The sequence below is a fragment of the Kocuria rhizosphaerae genome (assembly GCF_044462265.1).
Classification (GTDB): domain Bacteria; phylum Actinomycetota; class Actinomycetes; order Actinomycetales; family Micrococcaceae; genus Kocuria; species Kocuria rhizosphaerae.
Map to the genome: position 1 here is coordinate 1 of NZ_JBISWL010000010.1, position 20,903 is coordinate 20,903.

A 20,903-nucleotide genomic window follows, 5' to 3' on the forward strand; every position below is an offset into this window, starting at 1 on the left:
CGTCGCCCGTTCGGCGGCGGCACCGGGTCCCCGTGGCGGCGAGCCGGCGTCGACCCTCAGCGCCCTGCCCGGCCATGGCGCGGGGACGGTTCCGCGAGTATGTTGTGGCTTGTCCGCACCGCTTCGGGCGGAATGCTCGACGTCCTGGGGGTGACCATGGTCCACCTGGCCGGTATTCCTCTCACCGACATCCTGGAAAGCTTCGTCCGCGGTGAGAACATGCTGTTGAGCCGCCGCGGGAAGCCGTTCTGCGCACTGTGCACCCTGATCGACAGCGGCCAGCAGGCCGACGGCCCTCTGGAGCAGACCCTCGCGTCCCTGCCGACACTGCACACGGTCATCGCAGACGACGTGCTCCTGGTGCTCCCCGGCCGCTGGGACGGTGACGACGGAGGCGCGGTATGGTCCACGCTGTCCCCTCAGGGCATGGACGCGCCGTCGATGGTCCCCTCCGAGACCCCGTCGGCCGAAGTGGCCAAGGTCGTGGTCCAGCCCGGCGCGAGCGCCGGAGGCGAACCCCCGGGCGACCGTCCGCCGGACTATCCACGACGGACCCGCGCAGTGGTGGAATTCGTGGCGGGCGGGAAGGGCCGGGCCCGAGACGTCCGCACGTTCAGCATTCTGGGAGTCAACGACCTCCTGGACTGGCTGAGCGTTGGTCCCGGCGTGGACCCCAGTGTGCTGTTCCTCTGCGCGGCCGAGCGTCGAGCGGTCTTCGTCCAGATCGGGGAGACTCTGGGCGTGACCTCGTTGTTCACCGGCATGCGCGACAGGTTGCACGAGACACCTGGCCGACCGGCACAGGCCGTGTGGGAGGCGTGCCAGGACGCCGGACTCACGGACGAAGAAGTTCTCCGTCCGGGGGCAGAGGCCTTCTCGGGGTGGGACGCCGTATGCATGAGGAAGCTCCGACCGGGTCCTCCCCGCGCCGGGAAGATCCTGGGCTGACCATGTCGGATCCGACAGGTCCCGCGTATGCGGAGAAGGTCAGGCGAAGACTGTCCGAGGAGAGCGTCCGGCGAAATTCTCTGCAATCCAGAGCGACGGCGGTCATCAGCACCGCGGGTGTCCTGATGGGACTGCTGTTCGCCGTCGAGAAGGCCGCCGGTACCTCGCTCGTCGAGGCCGGCATCTGGATCAGCTGGGCAGTGGGAGGTGCCGTTCTGTCCTTCTGCTTCGCCGGCCTCGTGGCGATCCAGGTGACCTGGCCGACCCGGATCGCGGGCGCCGTGGAGCTGACGGACATCAAGGAGCTGATGCGAGGGTATTGGAACGACACCTCGATCAGCGTCGAGGACAGGACGTGCACGCCCCAGCAAGCCATCGCACTCCAGGAGGCCTGTGACCTCGAGGACTGGGAGAAGAGCAATGACCAGGCCTTCCTTCGCCTGCGGGCCGCCCTCGTCGCGGAGGTCGTCGGGATCATCCTCGTGGGCATCGTCGTGGTTGCCCTGCTCGCGACCCCGCCCCCGTAGGCCTGCTGTGCACGGCCGATGAGTCCCGCAGTCGTGACGGGCGCATGATGTCGCAGGGTTCCCCCTGCCGGCTTCCTCCTCCGGACCTCGGGGCGGTGTCCCACCCTCGAGGAGCATGCTCCCGGACGTGACACGAGCGGTTCGCCGTCGGGCTGGGCCCGCGCCGGGAACCCTCCGCAGCGAGGCGGGTGCGAGCCTGGTCGACGGGCCCGGCGTGCTCGGGCTGTGCCCCCTCATCGCCACCCCGTCCGTCGCCCGGCGCGCCTGGGCGTGGCGGCGCCGTCCCGGCGTGCCGCCGGGGGCCTCAGGAGTTCAGCAGATCCGCGCAGCCCTGCTCGTGCGGCAGCAGCGGCCGCAGCGCGACCGACCACCGCCGGCCGTCCTCGGAGACCCACGGGGTCAGGGTGCTGGCCGGGCGCGCGGCCTCGAGGACCGCCCGGGCCTGGTCCCCGCCGGCCACCACGCAGCTCAGGCCCAGCCCCTCGTGCAGCGGCTCCCCCGGGAGCGGCGGGCCCGGCCACGGCACGGGCCGGTGCTCCAGCTCGTGCTGCGGGTCGGTCCACGCGGTGACCACGCCGGCGACCGTCTCCGGCACGTAGGCCTCGATCTCCCCGACGGCCTCCGCCGGCAGCGCCGAGGCCGGGTCGGACAGCGTCCGGACGAGTTCCCGCAGCTCGGCCCGGGCTGCCCGCTGCTCGGCGCTCAGGCCGCTGTCGGGGCCGCCGGGTGGTCCGGTGTCCGGTGGACCCTCGCCGGGCGGGCCCGGCGGCAGCTCGGCGCCCAGCGCGTAGACCTCCCGCACGTGGGTCTGCTCCCGCGTCACCACGGTGAACCGGGTGGACGGCAGGTCGGCGACCGGCGGGCTGCCCAGGTCCGAGGTCTCCGCGACCCCTGCCCGCAGGGCCCGGTCGACGAGCACCGGGACGGCGCCCGCGTCGACGCGCCGCACCTGCAGGTTCGGCAGGGCGGGAGGCGGGAAGATCTCGATCTGCGGGCCCTGCGTGATCACCCGGCCGTCGGCGTAGACGCTCACCAGCGGCAGCCGGGCGGCCAGCACCTCCGGGGTCACGAAGCCGCCGGTGTGGGCGACCTGGACCACCAGTCCCTCGGCCGGCAGCGCCGGCGTGCTCGGGACCGAGGCGTCCGGTGTGCTCGGTGGTCGTGGTGAGGGCGTGGCGGCTCCGCCGTCCCCGCGCGGGGCGCACGCCGAGAGCAGCAGCACGCCGGCCAGCGCGGTCGTGACGCGGAGGAGACGGATCGCGGTCATGCCGGTGCAACGGTCCGGGGCGGCCCAGGATTCCGGACCGGACGGCCCCCGGCCGCCCCGTGGTCGCCGGCGCACGCCACCGTGGTCACGGGCGGGCGGCCGGTCGCGGGGACCGGCGGGTACTTCTTCGAGCTCACCGTGGTCACCGGGGTGCACCAGGGCGACGCCCAGGTGCAGGAGGACACCTTCGCCCCGGTCCTCACCGTCCAGCCCTTCGCCACGGAGGAGGAGGCGGTCGAGCCGGCCAACGGCGTCGACGACGCGCTGGCCTCGAGCGTGTGGACCACCGACCACGGCACGGCCATGCGGGCCTCAGCCGGGCCCGGGCGTCCCGTCCCGGCCGTCGGCGCCCTCTCGGCGCGTGCCCTGACGGCCGGGGGTCTGCCCCGCTCCGTCCCGCTGTCCCGCCCTGTCCCGCTGCGCCGCCAGGCGCATCCGGAAGCCGTCCAGCATGGCCGTGAGGGCGAGGTCGAAGGCCGCGTCCGCGGCGGACCCCGGCTCCTCGGACCGGGCCCGGACCGCGTCGGAGAACACCGGGGCGAAGTCGGTGCGGTCACCGGGGTCGAAGACGTCGGCGGGTGCGGTGGCGTCGTAGGCCGCGCCCAGGACCAGCGACTCGATCGACGCGATCACGTCCACAATGCTGGCGGCCTCCCAGCCGGCGTCCGCGAGGCCGCGGGCCGCCGCCTCGTACATCTCCAGCGTGTGCGGGGAGTCCGCGACCGGCAGGACGGCCATGATCGGAATCATGGCCGTGTGCTTCGCGTAGCACCTCCGGTAGGAGTGCGCCCACTGCTCGAGCGCCTCGTCCCACGGCACCCGGCCGAAGGCCGAGCGGTCGATGCCCTGGTTGATCCGGTCCTGGACGCGGATGAGCACCTCGCGCTTCGAGGGGGTGTGGTTGTACAGCGCCGACGTCGAGACCTTGAGCTCACGCGCCAGCTCCGTCATCGTCAGGTGGTGGTAGCCGCGGGTCGCGACGATCTTGATGGCTGCTGTCGTGATCCGCTCCTCCGAGAGCACGGGCCGGCTCGGACGCCCGCGGCGGCGGGGCGGGGTCCCGGCGTCGGCCATGAGCGGTGCCTCCTGTGAGCGGCGCTGCGGACGGTCACCAGCGAGTCTAGGCCCGCGCTCCGACACGGGTCTCCTTGACCCCGGGCGGGGGCGCTCCTAGCGTGTGAGCGGTGAAGAACCCCGACATCCGTTTCTGGTTCGACCCCACCTGCCCGTTCGCGTGGCTGGCCGCGCGCTGGGTGCGCACGGTGTCGCGGCACCGTGAGTACTCCGTGGAGTGGCGCTTCATCTCGCTGCGGATCCTCAACGAGGACGTCGACTACAACGCCTGGTTCCCGCCCGAGTACGAGGCCGGTCACACCGCCGGCCTGCGGCTGCTGCGCGTGGCGGCCCGGACCCGTGCCGAGCACGGACCCGAGGCGGTCGACCGGCTCTACGCCGCCATCGGCGCGCACAGCTTCGACGCCGACCCGGTCCCGGACGAGCCCGGCACCGACCGACGCGGCACCCGCGCCTTCCTGGAGCCGGTGCTCTCGGCCGCGGACCTGCCGGCCGGTCTGGCCGACGCGCTGGACGACGACGCCCTGGACGCGGTGGTCCGCGCCGAGACGGAGGAGGCGCTCGCGCTGACCGGCAAGGACGTCGGGACCCCCATCATCCACTTCGAGCCTCCCGGTGGCACGGCGTTCTTCGGCCCGGTGATCAGCCGGCTGCCCGCCGAGGAGGACGCCGTTCAGCTGTGGGACCACGTGGTGGGTCTGGCCCGCTTCCCGGGCTTCGCCGAGCTCAAGCGCAGCCTCCGGGAGCAGCCGCAGCTGCGCGGCCTCGGTGCCGAGCCCGGCGGGACCGGGGCCGAGGAGGACTGGCACGCCGGCAGCCGCCGGACCAAGAATTAGCCAGCGCCGCCGGACCGGCTCTCCACGGTGCGCCGTGCCCGGTTGCAGGCTTCCTCTCCCGGAGGATCGCCGGGAGATGCTTCCGAGGGGTTGCGCTCACCGCAGGAATGTCTGACAATCAGCAGAAGTGTTCCGTGGACATGGTCGGCCGAGGTCAGGACGAGAAGTGGATCTGAAGACAGCAGGAGCCCGGGCCGAGGCCCGGGAGGAGGGCCGTCGCAACCTGACGCCCGTGGCGAGCCAGTCGCGCCGGGACGGGGTCCTCCGGGAGATCCGCCGCGCCGTCGTGCGGGGAGACCTGCAACCCGGTGACAAGCTGACGGAGGTCACCCTGGCCGCCACGCTGGGGGTGAGTCGTCCCACCATCCGCGAGGCACTGAACCAGTTGTCGCAGGAGGGGCTGCTGGTCCAGGAACCCTACCGCGGGCTCCACGTGGCCCGTCTCGGTCCCGAGCAGATCCTGGACATCGCCAAGGCCCGCCACGCGCTGGACATGCTCGCCGTCGACGCCGTCCTGGAGGACACCGGCGGCCACCGGATGGCCGCCGTCATGGGCGCCTGGGAGGAGTTCGAGCGGTGGGAGTACGACCCGGATCCGCTGACCCGACACGAGGCCCACGTGGCCTTCCACCGCGGCATCTGGGCGGCCTCGGAGAACTCGATGCTGCTGCGGTTCTGGCCGGTGACGGAGGCGCACCTGACCATCGCACTGGCCCAGGACCAGGCCATCCGCTCGGACCCGGCCCGCGCGAGCGTGGTGCACCGCCACCTGATCGACGCCCTGCTGTCCGGTGACCGGTCGCAGGCCGAGGCGGCGTTCCGGGAGCACACGATCGACAGCGCATGTGAACTGGTCACCATCATGGAACAGGAGAGTGGAGCATGAAGAAGGTCCTCGTCGTCGGAGCCACCGGAGTGGTCGGACAGGCCGTGGCCGACACCCTGGCCGAGGGGCACGAGGTGGTGCGTTCCTCCCGCACCGACGGCGAGCGCGCGGACATCTCCGACCCCTCGTCGGTGCGAGCGCTCTTCGAGCGGATCGGGCCCGTGGACGCTGTGGTGTGCTGCGCGGGGGCCGTCCCGTTCAAGCCGCTCCCGGAGCTCACGACGGACGACTACCGGGCCGGCCTGGAGGACAAGGTCCTCGGGCAGGTCAACCTCGTGACGGAGGGCCTGCGCCACGTCCGCGACGGCGGATCCTTCACGTTCATCACCGGTGTCCTCGCCCGGGAACCCATCGCGACCGGTGTCGCCGCCTCCATGGCGAACGGTGCCCTGGAGTCCTTCGTGACGGCGGCTGCCACGGAGCTGCCGCGGGGTCTGCGCATCAACGCCGTCAGCCCCAGCGTCCTGGTGGAGGCGGAGTCCTACCACCCGTTCTTCCCGGGATTCCCGCAGGTGCCGGCCGAGGACGTGGCCCGGGCCTACGTGCGCTCGGTCGACGGCGTGGAGACGGGCAAGGTCTTCCGTGTCTGACGGGCGGCGCCCGCCGCGGCAGGGCGGGGGCACCTGAGGAGCGAACGCGCCTCGGTCACGAGGGAGGGACCCGGCTCAGTCGGGTCCCTCCCTCGTTGCCGCGGGACGGGGTGTCAGCGGACGTAGTCGGCGCCGGTGATGTCGACCGTCGCTCCCGTGGTGTGGCGGGATCGGCCGGAGGCCAGGAACGCGATGACCTCGGCGACGTCGCCGGGCGGGGTGACCTCCCCGAGGGGAAGGCCCATCGCACGGTCCGCGCCGGCCTGCGCAGCGATGCCGGTGCCGACCCATCCCGGGGCGACGGCGTAGGCCAGCACGCCGTCGGCCGCGAAGCCGCGGGCGATGCCCTTCGTGAGGGCCAGCAGTCCTCCCTTGGCGGCGCCGTAGGCGAGGTGCCCGGCGTCGTCGCCGCGGTGGGCGGAGCGGCTGACGACGTTGACGACCGCCCCGCCGCCGTGCTCCCGGAAGTGCAGGACGGCCTCCCGGCACAGGTCGGCCGGGGCCTGCAGGTTCAGCGCCAGGTTGGCGTCCCACCCCTCCTGCCACTGCACGGCGTCGTCGAGCGGGGAGGCGAGCCACGCCCCGGCGTTGTTGACCAGCACGTCGAGGCGTCCCCGCCACGCCACGGCCTGCCGCCACACGTCCTGCCGCTGCCCCGGGGACGTCAGGTCGCCCTGCACCGGATGGATCCGCTCGCCCAGTGCGTCCCGGGCCTCCCGTGCACCGGTGGCGTCGCGGGACCAGTGCAGCACGACGTGGGCGCCCTCGCGGTGGGCGACCTCGACCGTGGCCCGGCCGATGCCCCCGGAGCCGCCGGTGACCAGCACGGTCCTGCCCTCGAGCATGCCGGCAGGGCCCGGCCCGTCGCTGAGCGCGGGGCCGGGCCCTTGAACCACGGAGGCCGCATTCCCGGAGCGGCATGGGCCGGTCCGGGCCGCCATCACTGGGCCACGGAGAAGATCGTCCGGTGCCAGGCCTTGGCGGCATCCTGCGTGAGGTCGTACATGACGTGCTTGACGACCGTGTACTCGTCGAAGGAGTAGGTGGACATGTCCTTGCCGAAGCCGGACTGCTTCATCCCGCCGTGGGGCATCTCGCTGATGATCGGGACGTGGTCGTTGACCCACACGCAGCCCGAGCGGATCTCGCGGGTGGCCCGCATCGCCCGGTACACGTCGCGGGTCCAGGCGGAGGCGGCCAGCCCGTAGGGGGTGTCATTGGCCAGGGCGATGGCCTCGTCGTCCGTGTCGAAGGGCAGCACGGCCAGGACGGGGCCGAATACCTCGTCGCGGACGATCTCGCTGTCGGCCGGGGCGTCGGCGACCAGGGTCGGGCGGTAGTAGGCGCCCTCGGCCGGCAGGTCCTCGGGGATGCCGCCGCCGAGCACCCGGGCGTAGCCGCGGGCCCGATCCACCATGGCGGCGACCTTCTCGCGGTGGCCCTGGGAGATGAGGGACCCCATGTCGGTCTCCGGGTCATCGGTCGCGCCGAGCCGGACCTGCTCGTACAGGGCGGCGACGCGCTGCACGAAGTCCTCGTAGACCGAGCGGTGCACGATGGCGCGGGTCGCCGCGGTGCAGTCCTGCCCGGCATTGATGAGGCTCCCGGCGACGGCGCCGTGCACGGCGGCCTCCAGGTCGGCGTCGCCGAAGACGACGAACGGTGCCTTGCCGCCGAGCTCCAGGTGGACGCGCTTGGCGGTCGTCGAGGCCGCCTCCAGGACGGTCCTGCCGACCCCGGTGGAGCCGGTGAAGGAGAGCATGTCCACCTCGGGGTGGCGCAGCAGCCGGGCGCCCACGGTGCTGCCGCCGCCGCACACGACGTTGAAGACGCCGTTGGGCAGGCCCGCCTGCGAGGCGACCTCGGCGAACAGCAGCGTGGTCAGCGGGGTGTTCTCCGCCGGCTTGAGCACGACGGTGTTGCCGGCGGCGATCGCGGGCAGCACCTTCCAGGCGGCCATCTGCAACGGGTAGTTCCACGGCGCGATCGAGCCGATGACGCCCACGGCCTCCCGCCGGATCGACGATGTGTGGTCCGCGGAGTACTCCGCGGTGGCCTTGCCCTCCAGGTTGCGGGCCGCACCCGCGAAGAAGGCGACGTTGTCGATGGTGCCGGGCACGTCGAACTCCCGGGCCAGACGGATCGCCTTGCCACCCTGCCGGCTCTCCAGCTGCGCGAACTCCTCGGCCCGCTCCTCCAGGAGCGCGGCGAACCGGGTCAGCACGGCGGATCGTTCCGCAGGCGTCGCCCCCGACCAGCCGGGGAACGCGGCCCGGGCCGCCAGGACCGCGGCGTCCACGTCCTGCTCGTCGGCGACGGCGACGGTCGCGACCACCGTGCCGTCGGAGGGGTTGATGACCTCGGAGGTGCGGCCCGTGGCGCTGGGCCGCAGCTGCCCGTCGATGTAGAGACCCGCGGTGATCGGCGTGTCCGAGGTGGCCGCCCCCAGCAGGGTGCGGGCAGTGGTGGTCGTCTCGCTCATGGTCAATCCTTTGCTTCGGTGCGAACGGGGTAGGACGCCGGAGCCGCGGGCGCCCAGATGTCGCCGACGGAGTACCCGGCTTGGAAGGGGTCCGAGTCGTCGAGGACCCACCGGCTGTGCCCGGTCACCCAGCCCCGCCCGGTGATGGTGGGCAGCACCGCGGTGCGGTCCCCGGCGGTGGCGGTGCCCACCAGCTCTCCGACGAACTCGGTGCCGATGATGCTCCGGTGGTGGAAGGGTTCGTGCAGGCCCAGCAGGCCCCGGGCGTGCAGGGCGGCCATCCGGGCCGACGTTCCGGTCCCGCAGGGGGACCGGTCCAGGACCCCGGTCCAGCTCTGCGGCATGTCCGGGAGAACCGGTCCGTTGGTGAGCACCACGGTGTTGCGCGAGGCCGCCCCGCGGACGGGATCGCCGCTGTGGAGCATCACCAGGTTGACCCCGCGGATGCCGGGGTTGTCCGGGTGGACGACGTCGATCTGCTCCGTGGCCGCCAGCTTGATCAGGGCCCCGGCCCGGGCCAGGTCCTTGCCGTGGGCCGGGTCCAGCTCCAGGCCCAGGTCGGCCACCCGTGCCTGGGCGAAGAACTGGCCGCCGAAGACGACGTCCACCGGGACGGTGCCCAGCTCCGGGACCTCCAGGGGCACCTCCAGGTCGACGACGAAGGCGGGCACGTTGGCGACCGTGACGTCGAGGACCTTGCCGCCCTGCACGCGGGCCGTGGCGTGCACCGTGCCCACGGCCGTGTCGACGGCAACCAGGACCTCGGGGCCGGGGCGGTCGATGATGCCGGTCTCGATCGCGGCGGTGACGGCGCAGATGGTGTTCGACCCCGACATCGGGGTGAAACCGCCCTGCTCCAGGACCACGATCCCGAAGTCTGACCCGGGGTTGACCGGCGGCAGGAGGATCACCGCGCACATGGCGGGGTAGCCCCGGGGCTCCTGCAGCACCAGCCGGCGCAGGCCGTCCAGGTGCTCCCGGCAGTACTGCAGGCGCTCAGCCATGGTGTCGCCCCGGACGAGGTGCGCCGCCGAGGTGAGGATCCGGCCCGGCTCGCCCTCGGCGTGCACCTCCACCGCGTCCAGGCTGAGGATCTCGGTCATGCCGTGGCCGGCTTCAGGACCCCGGCGGCTTCGAGGATCTGGGCGAACTGCTCCTTCTTCTCCTCGGACAGCGGCTGGATCGGGCGGCGCGGGGGACCGGCGGGCACCCCGAGCAGCTCGAGTCCTGCCTTGAGACCGGCCGGGTAGTTCACCGACTCCAGGAAGGCGCTGATCGCCCGCAGGGTCTTCCACTGCTCCCGGGCGGCAACCAGGTCACCGCGCTCGGCCAGGGTGTTCCAGAACTCCACCGCCAGCTCCGGCACGACCCCGGCCGCCCCCCACACGGAGGCCTGGGCGCCGCTGGCGATGCCGAAGAAGGTCAGGGTGTCCCAGCCGTTGAAGGCCTTGATCTTGTCCGAGTGGTTGGTGAGGAGATCCCCCAGCGCGATGGCGTCGTCGGAGGTGGACTTGAGGTAGTCGATGCCGTCGATCTCGCCCAGGGCGGCGATCTGGTCGGCGTCGAGGGGGATGCCGGTGGCCCCGGGCACGTGGTAGTAGACGATCGACAGGTTCACAGAGGAGGCGACGTCGGTCAGGAACGCGACCAGGGTGTCGTAGTCCAGCGGGTCGTAGAACGGGGGGACGAGCATCAGGGCGTCGGCGCCCACGGCCTCGGCGTGCTGGGCCAGCGAGATCGCCCGCTCGGTGGAGAGCGCCCCGATGCCGGCGACCACGGGGATGCGCCCGGCGGCGGCCTCCACGAAGAGCTCGATGACGCGCCGGTACTCGGCGTCGGTGAGCGTGGGGAACTCCCCGGACGTCCCGGTGGGGACCAGGCCGTGGATGCCGGCCTCGACGAGGCGGTCGACGTGGCGGCGCAGGGCCTCCTCGTCGACGGCGGAGCCGTCGGCGGTGAAGGGGGTGGTGCACGCGGCCAGGATGCCGCGGAGGGTGACGTTCTTGCGCTGGGTCATGATGGGGTGTCCTTTCGGGAGTGGTGTCAGGCTGCGGAGTGGACCGCGCGGCGCGATCCGGTGAATCGCTCGGCGGAGAAGGGCTCGAGGGCGGGGGACGTGCGTCCGTGCAGGACGAGGTCGGTCAGGGCGGCGGCGGTGCCCGGGGCCAGGGTGATGCCCATCATGCCGTGACCGGTGGAGACGTAGGCGTTGGTCATCGGGCCCATGCGCCCGATGATGGGCAGGCCGTCCGGGGTCATGGGGCGCATGCCGGCGCGGGCCGTGACCTGCTCGGTCGGCGGCTCCCAGTTCCGGAAGTAGGTGCGCGGGGCGCGCATGATGGCGTCGACGCGGACCTGGTTGACGTTCTCGTCCAGGCCGCCGAACTCCATGGTCCCGGCCAGGCGCAGCCTGTCCTGGAAGGGGGTGACCGCGACCTTCGCGTCCCAGAGGTTCACCGCGCTGCGCAGGCCGAGCTGCGGGACCTCGACGCTGTAGCCCTTCCCGGGGCGCACCGGGAGGAGGATGCCGAAGTGCTTGGAGATCTGTCCGGTCCAGGCGCCGGCGGCCAGCACGACGGCGTCGCCGGTGAAGCGGCGGTCCCCGGAGCGCAGTGCGGTGATGCGGTCCCCGGAGGTCTCGACCTCGTCGACGGGGGCGTTCTCCACGATCTCCACGCCCATCTCGACGATGCGCTCGGCCAGGGCCCGGGTCAGGGCCCCGGGGTCGAGGTGGCGTTCGTGCGGGTAGTAGATTCCGCCGATCACCGCGTCGCTGAGCATCGGTTCCTGCTCGCGGACCTCGTCCCCGCGCAGCACGCGGGGGTCGCGTCCGAACCGCCGGGCCAGATCCAGGTTGTCGATGTGGTGCTCCAGGTACTCCTTCTCCTTGAAGGCCATGAGCAGCCCGGCGGTGTGCATCTCGAAGTCCATGCCGTCGGCGCGGTAGTCGTCGAAGACCTCGAGGGTGTCCTGGGCCAGGGTCAGGTGGGCCTCGAACCCGGCCCGCTGGTCCCGGGCGTTGGAGTGGCGCCACATGCCCATGAGGAACTTCAGGAAGGCGGGCTCCAGGGAGGGCTTGATGTAGAGCGGGCTGTCCGGGCGCAGCATCCACTTCATGGACTTGAGGATGACCCCGGGGCCGGGAACGGGCGCTGACTCGGCGGGGCAGACCCATCCCGCGTTGATCTCCGAGGCGCCCAGGCCGGTGCTCCGGGCGTCCACGAGGGTGACCCCCGCGCCCTCACGTGCCAGGTGGTACGCGGTGGTCAGGCCGACCACGCCACCTCCGACGACGACAACGTGCATGTCCTTCCCTTCTGCTGGGGCACAGCCCGGAGCGGGCGGTCTGGAACCGCACCTTCGAGCTGTTTAATTGTCAGGCAATCTTGCACTACGTTGAGCGTAGACATGTGCTGTGCGCCACGTCTACCCCTGCGGCACAATTGGTCCGATTCTGTTTCCCGGAACGATCGGCGCCGTCCGGCGGGAGAGCGATCGCGTGCCCATCGGCACGGCGCCGGACCCGGCGCCGCAGCTCTGCTCAGCAGGGGTGGAGGACGAACTCCTCGAGGTCGATCATCTTCCGGGTGCCCAGGCCGGCCTCCCGGATCCACAGCACCATCGCCTGCGGCATCACCACTTCCACGACCCCGTGGTGGTAGACCCTCTCGCCCCGGCAGACCCGGACGGTGCGCCCGGGGCGCAACCAGCCCATGCCGGGAACGGTCCGGGAGCGTTCCGCCGTGGCAGCGGTCCGTCCCTCCGGGGCGGGGGAAGCCGTCCGGGGCCCCCGGTGCCCTCCTGCGCGCTCCGCGGCGGCCCACGGTCGGCGGGTGGGAGCGGCCGGTTCGCGCGTCATGCCGCACATCCGTCGCCGCGCTGGAGGACGACCTGGCCTCCGGTGGTGCGGACGATGTTCCAGGCCCACTGGAGGGCCTCGGCACGGTTGGTCGAGCAGAGGACCGCACGCCCGGCGTCGGGAGCCTTGACCTCCCATCCTCGGTGGGGCTGGAAGCGGACGACGCAGTCGTTGGGCGTGGGCATGGTGGACCTCCGGGTGGGCACTGGGGGCGGCGACGAGACGAAGGACGGGCACGGGGAACCGGTGCGTGGGTCCAGGTGGGTTTCGGGAGACCAGGTGTGACCGGCCCCCCGGTCACGGATAGATGCCACGGATCTGGTGGGCCTGGGCGACCTTCTCGACCGCGATCACGGTGGCGGCCTCCCGAAGGGTGAGACCGGTGCTCCGCCGGGTCTTCAGCAGGCCGTTCCAGGCCATGAGCATGCGCTGCTCCAGCCGGTGGTCGACCTCGGCCTCGGTCCACCAATAGGACTGGTTGCCCTGGACCCACTCGAAGTAGGACACGATGACGCCGCCGGCATTGGCGAGGATGTCGGGGACCACGAGCACGCCGTTGGCCGCCAGGACCTCGTCGGCCGCAGCGGTGGTGGGACCGTTGGCGCCCTCTACGACAATTCGTGCACGCACCGAGGCGGCGTTGGCCTCGTGCAGCACGCCTTCCACGGCGGCGGGGACCAGCAGGTCCACCTCCAGCTCCAGGAGTGCCGCCGGGTCGAGGGGGTCGGCACCGGGGAAGCCGACCACGGAGCCGGTGGCCTCGAGGTGTGTGGTCAGGGCCGGCACGTCCAGCCCGCCGGTGCGGTGGACGGCGCCGTACTGGTCGGACACGGCGACCACCGCCACCCCGGCCTCCGCCAGCAACCGTGCGGCTCCGGCGCCGACCTTGCCGAAGCCCTGCACGGCGGCCGTGGCGCCCGCGACCGGGATGCCGTGGTGGGTCAGGGCGGCCAACCCGATGTGGACCACGCCCTTCGAGGTCGCCGCGGCCCGGCCCCGGGAGCCGCCGATGCTCAGCGGCTTGCCGGTGACCATGGCGGGCGCGGTGTAGCCGACGGCCACCGAGTAGGTGTCCATCATCCAGGCCATGGTCTGCTCGTCGGTCCCGATGTCCGGGGCGGGGATGTCGCGCTCCGGACCGATGACCGGCAGGATCTCCGAGGTGTACCGGCGGGTCACCCGCTCCAGCTCACGGGTGGAGTAGTTCCGGGGGTCGATGGTGATCCCGCCCTTGGCCCCGCCGTAGGGGACGTCGAGCAGGGCGCACTTCCAGGTCATCCACATCGCCAGCGCCCGAACCTCGTCGAGGGTCACCGCCGGGCTGTACCGGACTCCGCCCTTGGCGGGGCCGCGGGCGAAGTTGTGCTGCACCCGGTGCCCGGTGAGCACCTCCACGCTTCCGTCGTCGCGGCGCAGAGGCACCTGCACCGTGATCTCCCGGCGGGGCTGGGCCAGCATCCGGTGGATCCCGTCGTCGAGGCCGAGCGTGGCCACGGCCGACCGCAGCTGGCTGTGCGCGTTGCCCAGCGGCCCTTCGGCGGCGCCGGACGCCACGTCGTGACGAGGAGGAGCGGTGTCGAGAATCATCTGAGGTCCTTGTCCGGTGCGCCGAGCGGGGCGTGGTGGGTGGAGGGCGGCGGGCCGCAGGGGCACGACGGAGCGGTCCCTGCGGCCCGCCGTGGAGGTCCCGGCCGGTGGGACCTCCACGGGGACTACGCCGTGCGTGCGTGGCGGTCGGTCACGCCGAGCGCGGCGTCGAGGATCTCCAGCCCGCGGCGGGCGTCCTCCTCGCTGATGTTCAGCGGGGGCACCACGTGGATGCGGTTGAAGTTGGCGAAGGGCAGCATGCCTCCGGCCTTGAGCGCGGCCACGAGCTCGTTCATCTCCGGCGATGAGCCGCCGTAGGCGGCCATGGGCTCCCGGGTGGTGCGGTCCTTCACCAGCTCGACCGCCCAGAAGCATCCCGTGCCCCGGACGTCGCCCACCGACGGGTGGCGCTCGGCGATCTCGCGCAGGCCGGGCCCGAACACGTTCTCGCCCAGCCAGGCCGCGTGCTCGATCATGCCCTCGTCCCGCATGGCGTTGATCGAGGCGACGGCGGCGGCGCACGCCAGCGGGTGACCGGAGTAGGTCAGCCCGCCGGGGTATGCCCGGTCCCGGAAGGTGTCGTAGATCGCCTGCGAGATCGCCACCCCGCCGAGCGGAACGTAGCCCGAGTTCACGCCCTTGGCGAAGGTGATCAGGTCAGGCTCCACGTTCCAGTGGTTCACGGCGAACCACTTCCCGGAACGACCGAAGCCGGCCATGACCTCGTCGGCGATGTAGACGATCCCGTACTTGCGGGTCAGCTCCCGCACACCCTCCAGGTAGCCGGCCGGCGGGAGGTAGATCCCGGCGGTGCCGGGGATCGACTCGAGGATCAGCGCGGCGATGTTCTGCGCGCCCTCGAGCACGATCATGTCCTCCAGGTGCCGCAGCGCCCGCTCCGTCTCCTCGGCCTCGGTGGTGGAGCCGAAGTAGGAGCGGTACGGGTAGGCCGGCATGAAGTGCACGACGCCGGAGTCCGAGTAGTCGCTGGCGAACCGGCGCGGGTCCCCGGTCGCGTTCACGGCCAGGTGGGTGCCCCCGTGGTAGCTGCGGTAGGCGGAGAGCACCTTGTGCCGGCCGGTGTGCAGGCGAGCCATGCGAATCGCGTGCTCCACGGCGTCCGCGCCGCCGTTGGTGAAGAACACGTGGTTCAGGTCCCCGGGGGTGAGCTCGGCGATGAGCCGGGCCGCCTCGGAGCGGGCCGCGTTCGCGTGCGGCGGGGCGATGGTGCACAGGGTCTGCGCCTGCTCGACGATGGCGGCGACCACCTTCGGGTGCTGGTGCCCCACGTTGGTGTTGACCAGCTGCGAGGAGAAGTCCAGCAGCCGGTTGCCCTCGCCGTCCCAGACGTAGGAGCCTTCGGCCTTGAGCACCGTCAGCGGGTCCAGGGAGCCCTGCGCGGACCACGAGTGGAACACGTGGGCCCGGTCGAGTTCGTAAGCGCGGCGGCCGGCCTCGATCTCCTCAGCGGTGAGCGCCGGCGTCGCGGTGGTGGTGTCGGTCACGGTGAGCTCCTCAGGAGTGGGTCGGGAAGCCGAGGTTGAGGCCGCCGTGGCTGGGGTCCAGCCAGCGGCTGGTCACCACCTTGCCGCGGGTGAAGAAGTGCACTCCCTCGGCGCCGTGGGCGTGGGTGTCGCCGAACAGCGAGTTCTTCCACCCGCCGAAGGAGTAGTAGGCCATCGGGACGGGGATCGGCACGTTGATCCCGACCATGCCGACCTGGATCTCGTTCTCGAAGCGGCGGGCGGCCCCGCCGTCGTTGGTGAAGATCGCGGTGCCGTTGCCGTAGGGGTTGCTGTTGATCAGGGCCACGCCCTCGTCGTAGCTCGGCACTCGGACCGTGGAGAGGACAGGGCCGAAGATCTCGTCGGTGTAGATCGACATGTCCTCGGTGACGTGGTCGAACAGGGTCGGGTTGAGGAAGAATCCTTCGCCCTCGGAGTCCGGGTCGACCTGGCGGCCGTCGAGCACCAGGGTGGCGCCGGCCTGCTCGCCGGCGTCGATGTAGCTCGCGACCTTGTCGCGGTGGGCGGCGGTGACCAGCGGGCCCATGTCGCAGCCACGGGTGCCGTCGCCGATGCGCAGCGTGCGGGCGCGCTCGGCGATCTTCTCCACCAGCTCGTCGGCGATGGACTCCACGGCCACGATCGCGGAGATCGCCATGCAGCGCTCACCGGCCGAGCCGAAGCCGGCGTTGACGGCCGCGTCGGCGGCGAGGTCGAGGTCGGCGTCGGGCAGCACCAGCATGTGGTTCTTGGCCCCGCCGAGGGCCTGGACCCGCTTGCCGTTGGCGGTGCCCCGCTCGTAGACGTACCGGGCGATCGGGGTGGAGCCCACGAAGGACACGGAGGCGACGTCCGGGCTGTCCAGCAGGGCGTCGACGGCCTCCTTGTCGCCGTGCACGACGTTGAAGACGCCGTCGGGAAGACCGGCCTCCTTCCACAGCTCGGCCATCCAGTTCGCGGCCGTGGGGTCCTTCTCGCTGGGCTTGAGCACCACGGTGTTGCCGGCGGCGATGGCCACCGGGAAGAACCACATCGGCACCATGGCAGGGAAGTTGAAGGGGGAGATGATCGCCGCCACGCCCAGCGGCTGACGGATCGAGTGGACGTCCACCTTGGTGGAGGCGTTCTCGGTGAAGCCGCCCTTCAGCAGGGTCGGGATGCCGCAGGCGAACTCGACCACGTCCTGGCCGCGGGAGACCTCGCCGAGAGCGTCGTCCAGGACCTTGCCGTGCTCGGCCGTGATGATCTCGGCCAGCTCGCCCTTGCGGGCGTTGAGCAGCTCGCGGAAGGCGAAGACGATCTGGGTGCGGCGGGCGATGGAGGTGTCGCGCCACGCCGGGAACGCCGCGGCGGCCGCGGCGACGGCCACGTCGACCGTGCTGGTCGGGGCCAGGGCCACGCGCGAGGTGACCTGTCCGGTGGCGGGGTTGGTGACGTCCGCGAAACGGGAGTCCTGGCCGGGAGCGGTGGGCTCGCCGTTGATCCAGTGACCGAGGGTGCGGGTGGTGGTCTGCGTGCTGGTCTGCATGTGGTGACCCTTTCGTGTGGGGCGGTCAGACGGCGCAGCAACGTCTCTGCGTCAACGTCTCTGCATCTTTGTCTGACAATCAGCATGACGGAGGGTGCTGGCACTTCGCCAGGAACAAGGTGTACGAAAAAGTCGCTCTGACCTTACGATGTGTCAATGCTGGAACGGGACGCTGACAGCGAGGCCACTGCGGGGGAGGGTGCCGGAGGTCGCCGCACGTCGTCGCCGGACTCTTCACAGGGTCCTGGCCCGGGCGCCCCGGAGGACGGGAACGCCACGACGGCCGTTCCGGTGACGCTGCGGACCGTGCTCGACCTGGCCGAGATCCGTGCCGGTGCACCGGAGATCCTCTGCGGGACGGATGCCCTGGACACCCCCGTGCGGTGGGTCCACATTGCCGACACCGAGCGGGTGGGCTCTTTGCTGGAGGGCGGAGAGCTGGTGCTGACCACCGGCCAGACCTTCCGCGGTTCGCCGGAGGCGACGGGTCGCTTCCTGGGCGACCTCGAGGCGGCCGGAGCTGCAGGTGTCGTGATCGAGCTCGTCGACGCGGACGGGCGGCCGGTCCTCCCGGCGATCGACGTCCTGCGCACCGCGGCGCGCGGACGCCTCCTGCCCGTGGTGCTCCTCACCCGCTCCGTCCGGTTCGTCCGGGTCACCCAGGCGGCGCACCGGATGCTCGTGGGCGAACAGCTCGCCCGGGTGGAGCGTGCGCGGCGCGTGCACGAGGTCTTCACCCAGCTCAGCCTCGAGAGCGCCAGCGAGCAGCAGATCGTCGACCGCACGGCCGAGCTGCTCGGCGCACCCGTCGTCCTGGAGGACGTCGCCCACCGGGTCCTCGCCTTCCAGGCCGCCCGGGCCGAGCCCGGTGCTCTGCTGGTCGACTGGGTCGAACGTGCGCGCCGGGTCGGCTACCGGGAGGGGGCCGGACGCCGGGCCGACGCGGAGGACTGGCTGCAGACCCCGGTGGGCGTCCGCGGACGGCGATGGGGCCGGCTCGTCGTCCCCGCCGCGTTGCCCGACGACGCCGACGCCGCCCAGGTGCTCGAGCGCGCGGGGCAGGCCCTGACCATCGCCCGGATGGCCGGGCGCGACGAGCAGGAGCTGTTGCACCAGTCGCAGGCCGGTCTCCTGCACGAGCTGCGCCAGCCCCATGCCCTGGCCGAGCAGGAGGCGGTCACCCGTGCCGCAGCCCTGGGGCTGGAGCCCGCGGCCTACTACGTCCCGATGGTCGTACGCCTGGACCGCTCGTCCGACGGGGACCCCACCGGGCTGCAGCTGCGGGGAAGGGCGCTGCTGGAGGACCTGGCCGCCGTCGTCCGGCAGGCCCGCCGCTCCATGCTGGCGGCCGGCCTGCAGTCCGGGTCGCTGGGCGTGCTGCTGGGGGTGCCGGCCCGGCAGCTCGCCGATCCTCTGGTGGAGCGGATCTGCGCCCAGCTGGCCGAACCCCACGGGGGTCAGGCGTCGTGGACCGTGGGTGTGGGCCACAGCCGCTCGTCGCTGCTCGAGGCGGCGGCCGGCCTCGACGAGGCCGCGCAGGTCGCCGACATCGCCGCCACCCTGGAGATCCGCCGACGCCCGTTCTACCGCTTCGCCGACGTCCGGCTGCGGGGCCTGCTGGCCCTGCTGGGGGCGGACCCGCGCGTCAGGGCGTTCGCGGAGGCGGAGCTCGCCCCGCTGCTCGAGAACCAGGACGCCGCGGCCCTGGACCTGCTCGAGCTGTACCTCCGCCACGGTGGCAACAAGTCCGCGCTGGCCAGGGCGGGATATCTCAGCCGCCCGGCCCTCTACGCGCGCCTGGCACGGCTGCAGGAGACCCTGGGCGTGTCACTGGACGACGCGGAGTCCCGCACGGCCCTGCACGTCGCCCTGCTCTGGCACCGGATGCAGGAGGTCGGCTCCGCCGACTGACTGCGGGCCCCGGTTCCCCGAGGGGTCGTGGCGCGAAGGGGCGGGCCGCCGGGTGACGGGTGCGGTCCGCGCAGCCGCTCGGCGCCGACCGGTGAGCGGCTCGTCCCGGCATGCCCGCGGTCCCGCCCGAGGGGAAGTCCCGCGAGCGGAAAATTCCCTGGACCGTCACGAAACTTTTTGCCGGGGGTCTGGACGTGGCCCCGGTCACATGCTTAGCTTTCCCTCAACATCAATTGCCTGACAATCCGACAGTCAGGCCGAAGGCGCTTCCCGACCGGACCCACGCCGGTGGACGGGATCAGGAGCCGGTTCGACCCACCCGTTCACGATCGGGTCGACGGCCTGGCGCGCCGGGCACGGGCCGAGGTCACCACTCCAGGGGGCAGGGGCCTCACTTCACGCGGACGGAGCATCGCATGGACACTTTTCTCGCCACCACCTACGACGTCATCTGGAATCCCCTGGTGTACGTCACCCTCATCACCGGATTCGTCTACACCATCGCCACGCGAGCCGTGCAGGTGCGGCAGCTGCCGGCCATGGTCAAGTGCCTCTTCGGACGCGCGGAGTCCAAGGACGGCACGACCTCCTTCCAGGCCTTCGCCATGGCCCTGGGCGGCCGGGTGGGAGTCGGGAACATCGCCGGTGTCGCCACCGCGATCGCCTTCGGCGGACCCGGTGCCCTGTTCTGGATGATCGCCACCGCCGTGCTCACCGCCTCCAGCGCCTTCATCGAGGCCACGCTCGGGCAGATCTACAAGGTCAAGGTCGACGGGGAGTACCGCGGCGGCATTCCCTGGTACATCGAGAAGGGCCTGGGCCTGAAGTGGCTCGCGGTCGCCGCCGCCACCGTGGCCGTGCTGTGCTACACGACGCTGATCCCCGGCGTGCAGTCCTCGACCATCGTCACCTCCCTGGACACCGCCTTCGGCATCCCGACCTGGATCTCCGGCCTGGTCCTGGTGGGACTCACCGCCCTCGTCGTCTTCGGCGGCACCAAGCGCATCGCCCACTTCGCCCAGACGGTTGTGCCCCTCATGGCCGCCGCGTACGTCCTGCTCGCCGTCGTCGTGCTGATCATGAACTTCCAGGCCATCCCCGAGGTCGTGCGCATGGTCGTCTCCTCGGCGTTCGGCATGGACGCGGTCTACGGCGGCATGATCGGCGCCGCGGTGTCCTGGGGCGTCCGCCGCTCCCTCTACTCCAATGTCGCCGGTGTCGGCGAGGGCGGCTTCGCCGGTGCGGCGGCCTCCGTCACGCACCCGGCCAAGCAGGGCCTGGTCCAGTCGTTCTCCGTGTACATCGACACCGTCCTGGTCTGCACGGCGACCGGTGTGATGATCCTGTCCACCGGGGCCTACAACATCCTGCCCGAGGGCCGGGCCGCACTCACCGAGAACCTTCCGGGCGTGGAGCCGGGAGCGGCCTTCACCCAGACGGCCGTCGACACGATCGCCCCCGGGCTGGGCCTCGGCGGCGGCGTCGTGGCCGTGGCCATCTTCTTCTTCGCCTTCACCTCGATCCTGTCCTACTTCTACTACGGCGTGACGAACATCGTGTACCTCACCGGCAGCTCCCGGGGCGTCCTGGCCCGCATCGTGCAGGTCATGGTGCTGCTGGCGGTCTACCTCGGCACGGTCCGGACCACCGAGACGGTGTGGATGCTCGGCGACATCGGCTACGGCCTCATCGCCTGGTTCAACATGGTCGCCATCGCCCTGCTCCTGCCGATCGCCCTGCGCGCCCTGCGGGACTTCGAGCGCCAGCAGAAGCAGGGACTGAACCCGCTCTTCGACCCCGCCGCCGCCGGGATCAAGGGAGCCACGTTCTGGGAGTCGGCCGACGCCCCCGTCACCGCATCCCTCAACCGGCTCTGACGGCTCCATCCCGCCGGCTCCGGGAC

General features: G+C 72.0%; 19 protein-coding genes and 1 pseudogene. 8 read left to right on the plus strand and 12 right to left on the minus strand.

The features are described 5' to 3' along the window. Positions 1–99 precede the first annotated feature (99 nt). Both ACH9EU_RS00745 and ACH9EU_RS00750 read left to right on the plus strand, forming a co-directional pair. A complete protein-coding gene (locus ACH9EU_RS00745) occupies positions 100–948 on the plus strand; it encodes a hypothetical protein (RefSeq protein ID WP_396412013.1) in 849 nt (282 codons plus the stop codon). Between the two features lie 125 nt (positions 949–1,073). Continuing rightward, positions 1,074–1,475, plus strand: coding sequence for a hypothetical protein (locus tag ACH9EU_RS00750; protein ID WP_396412014.1), 402 nt, complete (start codon positions 1,074–1,076; stop codon positions 1,473–1,475). Positions 1,476–1,779: 304 nt separating this feature from the next. Here ACH9EU_RS00750 and ACH9EU_RS00755 read toward each other — a convergent pair whose 3' ends face one another. Next, on the minus strand, positions 1,780–2,742 hold the full coding sequence (locus ACH9EU_RS00755; protein ID WP_396412015.1) for a hypothetical protein: 963 nt from the start codon (positions 2,740–2,742) through the stop codon (positions 1,780–1,782). Positions 2,743–2,826: 84 nt separating this feature from the next. On the opposite strand from ACH9EU_RS00755, the pseudogene ACH9EU_RS00760 reads away from it, so the two are divergent. Next, positions 2,827–3,057, plus strand: a pseudogene (locus tag ACH9EU_RS00760) (aldehyde dehydrogenase family protein); the annotation flags it as partial. Here the strand turns inward: ACH9EU_RS00760 and ACH9EU_RS00765 are convergent. Beyond that, complete coding sequence (locus ACH9EU_RS00765) at positions 3,055–3,816, minus strand: TetR/AcrR family transcriptional regulator C-terminal domain-containing protein (RefSeq protein WP_396412016.1); 762 nt, start codon at positions 3,814–3,816, stop codon at positions 3,055–3,057. The pseudogene ACH9EU_RS00760 and the gene ACH9EU_RS00765 sit on opposite strands and share 3 nt — an antisense overlap. Before the next feature lie 110 nt (positions 3,817–3,926). Here ACH9EU_RS00765 and ACH9EU_RS00770 point away from each other — a divergent pair, with 110 nt between their 5' ends. The 3 genes from ACH9EU_RS00770 (at position 3,927) to ACH9EU_RS00780 (ending at position 6,128) form a co-directional block, all read left to right on the plus strand. Continuing rightward, positions 3,927–4,652, plus strand: a complete 726-nt coding sequence (locus tag ACH9EU_RS00770; protein ID WP_396412017.1) for a mycothiol-dependent nitroreductase Rv2466c family protein — start codon at positions 3,927–3,929, stop codon at positions 4,650–4,652. Between the two features lie 166 nt (positions 4,653–4,818). Continuing rightward, a complete protein-coding gene (locus ACH9EU_RS00775; protein ID WP_396412018.1) occupies positions 4,819–5,538 on the plus strand; it encodes a GntR family transcriptional regulator in 720 nt (239 codons plus the stop codon). Further along, positions 5,535–6,128, plus strand: a complete 594-nt coding sequence (locus ACH9EU_RS00780; protein ID WP_396412019.1) for a short chain dehydrogenase — start codon at positions 5,535–5,537, stop codon at positions 6,126–6,128. Before ACH9EU_RS00775 ends, ACH9EU_RS00780 begins: the two co-directional genes overlap by 4 nt. 113 nt (positions 6,129–6,241) lie before the next feature. Here the strand turns inward: ACH9EU_RS00780 and ACH9EU_RS00785 are convergent, their stop codons facing one another. The 10 genes from ACH9EU_RS00785 to ACH9EU_RS00830 all read right to left on the minus strand — a co-directional run bounded on the left by ACH9EU_RS00785 (position 6,242) and on the right by ACH9EU_RS00830 (position 17,089). Further along, positions 6,242–6,973, minus strand: a complete 732-nt coding sequence (locus ACH9EU_RS00785) for an SDR family oxidoreductase (protein ID WP_396412020.1) — start codon at positions 6,971–6,973, stop codon at positions 6,242–6,244. A gap of 95 nt (positions 6,974–7,068) precedes the next feature. Then, a complete protein-coding gene (locus ACH9EU_RS00790) occupies positions 7,069–8,610 on the minus strand; it encodes a gamma-aminobutyraldehyde dehydrogenase (RefSeq protein WP_396412021.1) in 1,542 nt (513 codons plus the stop codon). Between the two features lie 2 nt (positions 8,611–8,612). Continuing rightward, the gene (locus ACH9EU_RS00795; protein ID WP_396412022.1) at positions 8,613–9,713 is read right to left on the minus strand and encodes a proline racemase family protein; all 1,101 of its coding nucleotides are present in this window, start codon (positions 9,711–9,713) and stop codon (positions 8,613–8,615) included. Beyond that, positions 9,710–10,627 (minus strand): dihydrodipicolinate synthase family protein, encoded by a 918-nt coding sequence (locus ACH9EU_RS00800; RefSeq protein ID WP_396412023.1) that lies wholly within the window; start codon positions 10,625–10,627, stop codon positions 9,710–9,712. The genes ACH9EU_RS00795 and ACH9EU_RS00800 overlap by 4 nt, the downstream gene beginning before the upstream one ends. A gap of 26 nt (positions 10,628–10,653) precedes the next feature. Then, on the minus strand, positions 10,654–11,916 hold the full coding sequence (locus tag ACH9EU_RS00805; RefSeq protein ID WP_396412024.1) for an FAD-dependent oxidoreductase: 1,263 nt from the start codon (positions 11,914–11,916) through the stop codon (positions 10,654–10,656). A 235-nt stretch (positions 11,917–12,151) separates the two neighbouring features. Continuing rightward, positions 12,152–12,325 carry a hypothetical protein gene (locus ACH9EU_RS00810; RefSeq protein ID WP_396412025.1) on the minus strand — a complete coding sequence of 58 codons (174 nt, stop codon included), beginning with the start codon at positions 12,323–12,325 and terminating at the stop codon, positions 12,152–12,154. Between the two features lie 140 nt (positions 12,326–12,465). After that, positions 12,466–12,654, minus strand: a complete 189-nt coding sequence (locus tag ACH9EU_RS00815) for a DUF2188 domain-containing protein (protein ID WP_396412026.1) — start codon at positions 12,652–12,654, stop codon at positions 12,466–12,468. A 112-nt stretch (positions 12,655–12,766) separates the two neighbouring features. Further along, positions 12,767–14,056, minus strand: coding sequence for a Glu/Leu/Phe/Val dehydrogenase dimerization domain-containing protein (locus ACH9EU_RS00820; protein ID WP_396412027.1), 1,290 nt, complete (start codon positions 14,054–14,056; stop codon positions 12,767–12,769). A gap of 125 nt (positions 14,057–14,181) precedes the next feature. Further along, positions 14,182–15,561 carry an aspartate aminotransferase family protein gene (locus tag ACH9EU_RS00825; protein ID WP_396412028.1) on the minus strand — a complete coding sequence of 460 codons (1,380 nt, stop codon included), beginning with the start codon at positions 15,559–15,561 and terminating at the stop codon, positions 14,182–14,184. Positions 15,562–15,571: 10 nt separating this feature from the next. Next, positions 15,572–17,089 carry a CoA-acylating methylmalonate-semialdehyde dehydrogenase gene (locus ACH9EU_RS00830; protein ID WP_396412029.1) on the minus strand — a complete coding sequence of 506 codons (1,518 nt, stop codon included), beginning with the start codon at positions 17,087–17,089 and terminating at the stop codon, positions 15,572–15,574. Between the two features lie 156 nt (positions 17,090–17,245). Here ACH9EU_RS00830 and ACH9EU_RS00835 point away from each other — a divergent pair, with 156 nt between their 5' ends. Both ACH9EU_RS00835 and ACH9EU_RS00840 read left to right on the plus strand, forming a co-directional pair. Continuing rightward, the gene (locus tag ACH9EU_RS00835; RefSeq protein WP_396412030.1) at positions 17,246–19,000 is read left to right on the plus strand and encodes a PucR family transcriptional regulator; all 1,755 of its coding nucleotides are present in this window, start codon (positions 17,246–17,248) and stop codon (positions 18,998–19,000) included. A 416-nt stretch (positions 19,001–19,416) separates the two neighbouring features. After that, positions 19,417–20,877, plus strand: a complete 1,461-nt coding sequence (locus tag ACH9EU_RS00840; RefSeq protein WP_396412031.1) for an amino acid carrier protein — start codon at positions 19,417–19,419, stop codon at positions 20,875–20,877. Positions 20,878–20,903 lie beyond the last annotated feature (26 nt).

Excerpts from the sequence above, each read along its gene's own strand:
- ACH9EU_RS00745 (WP_396412013.1), top strand. The coding sequence starts at position 100 with ATGTTGTGGCTTGTCCGCACCGCTTCGGGCGGAATGCTCGACGTCCTG.
- ACH9EU_RS00750 (WP_396412014.1), top strand. The coding sequence starts at position 1,074 with ATGGGACTGCTGTTCGCCGTCGAGAAGGCCGCCGGTACCTCGCTCGTC.
- ACH9EU_RS00755 (WP_396412015.1), bottom strand. The coding sequence starts at position 2,742 with ATGACCGCGATCCGTCTCCTCCGCGTCACGACCGCGCTGGCCGGCGTG.
- ACH9EU_RS00765 (WP_396412016.1), bottom strand. The coding sequence starts at position 3,816 with ATGGCCGACGCCGGGACCCCGCCCCGCCGCCGCGGGCGTCCGAGCCGG.
- ACH9EU_RS00780 (WP_396412019.1), top strand. The coding sequence starts at position 5,535 with ATGAAGAAGGTCCTCGTCGTCGGAGCCACCGGAGTGGTCGGACAGGCC.
- ACH9EU_RS00785 (WP_396412020.1), bottom strand. The coding sequence starts at position 6,973 with ATGCTCGAGGGCAGGACCGTGCTGGTCACCGGCGGCTCCGGGGGCATC.
- ACH9EU_RS00790 (WP_396412021.1), bottom strand. The coding sequence starts at position 8,610 with ATGAGCGAGACGACCACCACTGCCCGCACCCTGCTGGGGGCGGCCACC.
- ACH9EU_RS00795 (WP_396412022.1), bottom strand. The coding sequence starts at position 9,713 with ATGACCGAGATCCTCAGCCTGGACGCGGTGGAGGTGCACGCCGAGGGC.
- ACH9EU_RS00800 (WP_396412023.1), bottom strand. The coding sequence starts at position 10,627 with ATGACCCAGCGCAAGAACGTCACCCTCCGCGGCATCCTGGCCGCGTGC.
- ACH9EU_RS00805 (WP_396412024.1), bottom strand. The coding sequence starts at position 11,916 with ATGCACGTTGTCGTCGTCGGAGGTGGCGTGGTCGGCCTGACCACCGCG.
- ACH9EU_RS00810 (WP_396412025.1), bottom strand. The coding sequence starts at position 12,325 with ATGGGCTGGTTGCGCCCCGGGCGCACCGTCCGGGTCTGCCGGGGCGAG.
- ACH9EU_RS00815 (WP_396412026.1), bottom strand. The coding sequence starts at position 12,654 with ATGCCCACGCCCAACGACTGCGTCGTCCGCTTCCAGCCCCACCGAGGA.
- ACH9EU_RS00820 (WP_396412027.1), bottom strand. The coding sequence starts at position 14,056 with ATGATTCTCGACACCGCTCCTCCTCGTCACGACGTGGCGTCCGGCGCC.
- ACH9EU_RS00830 (WP_396412029.1), bottom strand. The coding sequence starts at position 17,089 with ATGCAGACCAGCACGCAGACCACCACCCGCACCCTCGGTCACTGGATC.
- ACH9EU_RS00835 (WP_396412030.1), top strand. The coding sequence starts at position 17,246 with ATGCTGGAACGGGACGCTGACAGCGAGGCCACTGCGGGGGAGGGTGCC.
- ACH9EU_RS00840 (WP_396412031.1), top strand. The coding sequence starts at position 19,417 with ATGGACACTTTTCTCGCCACCACCTACGACGTCATCTGGAATCCCCTG.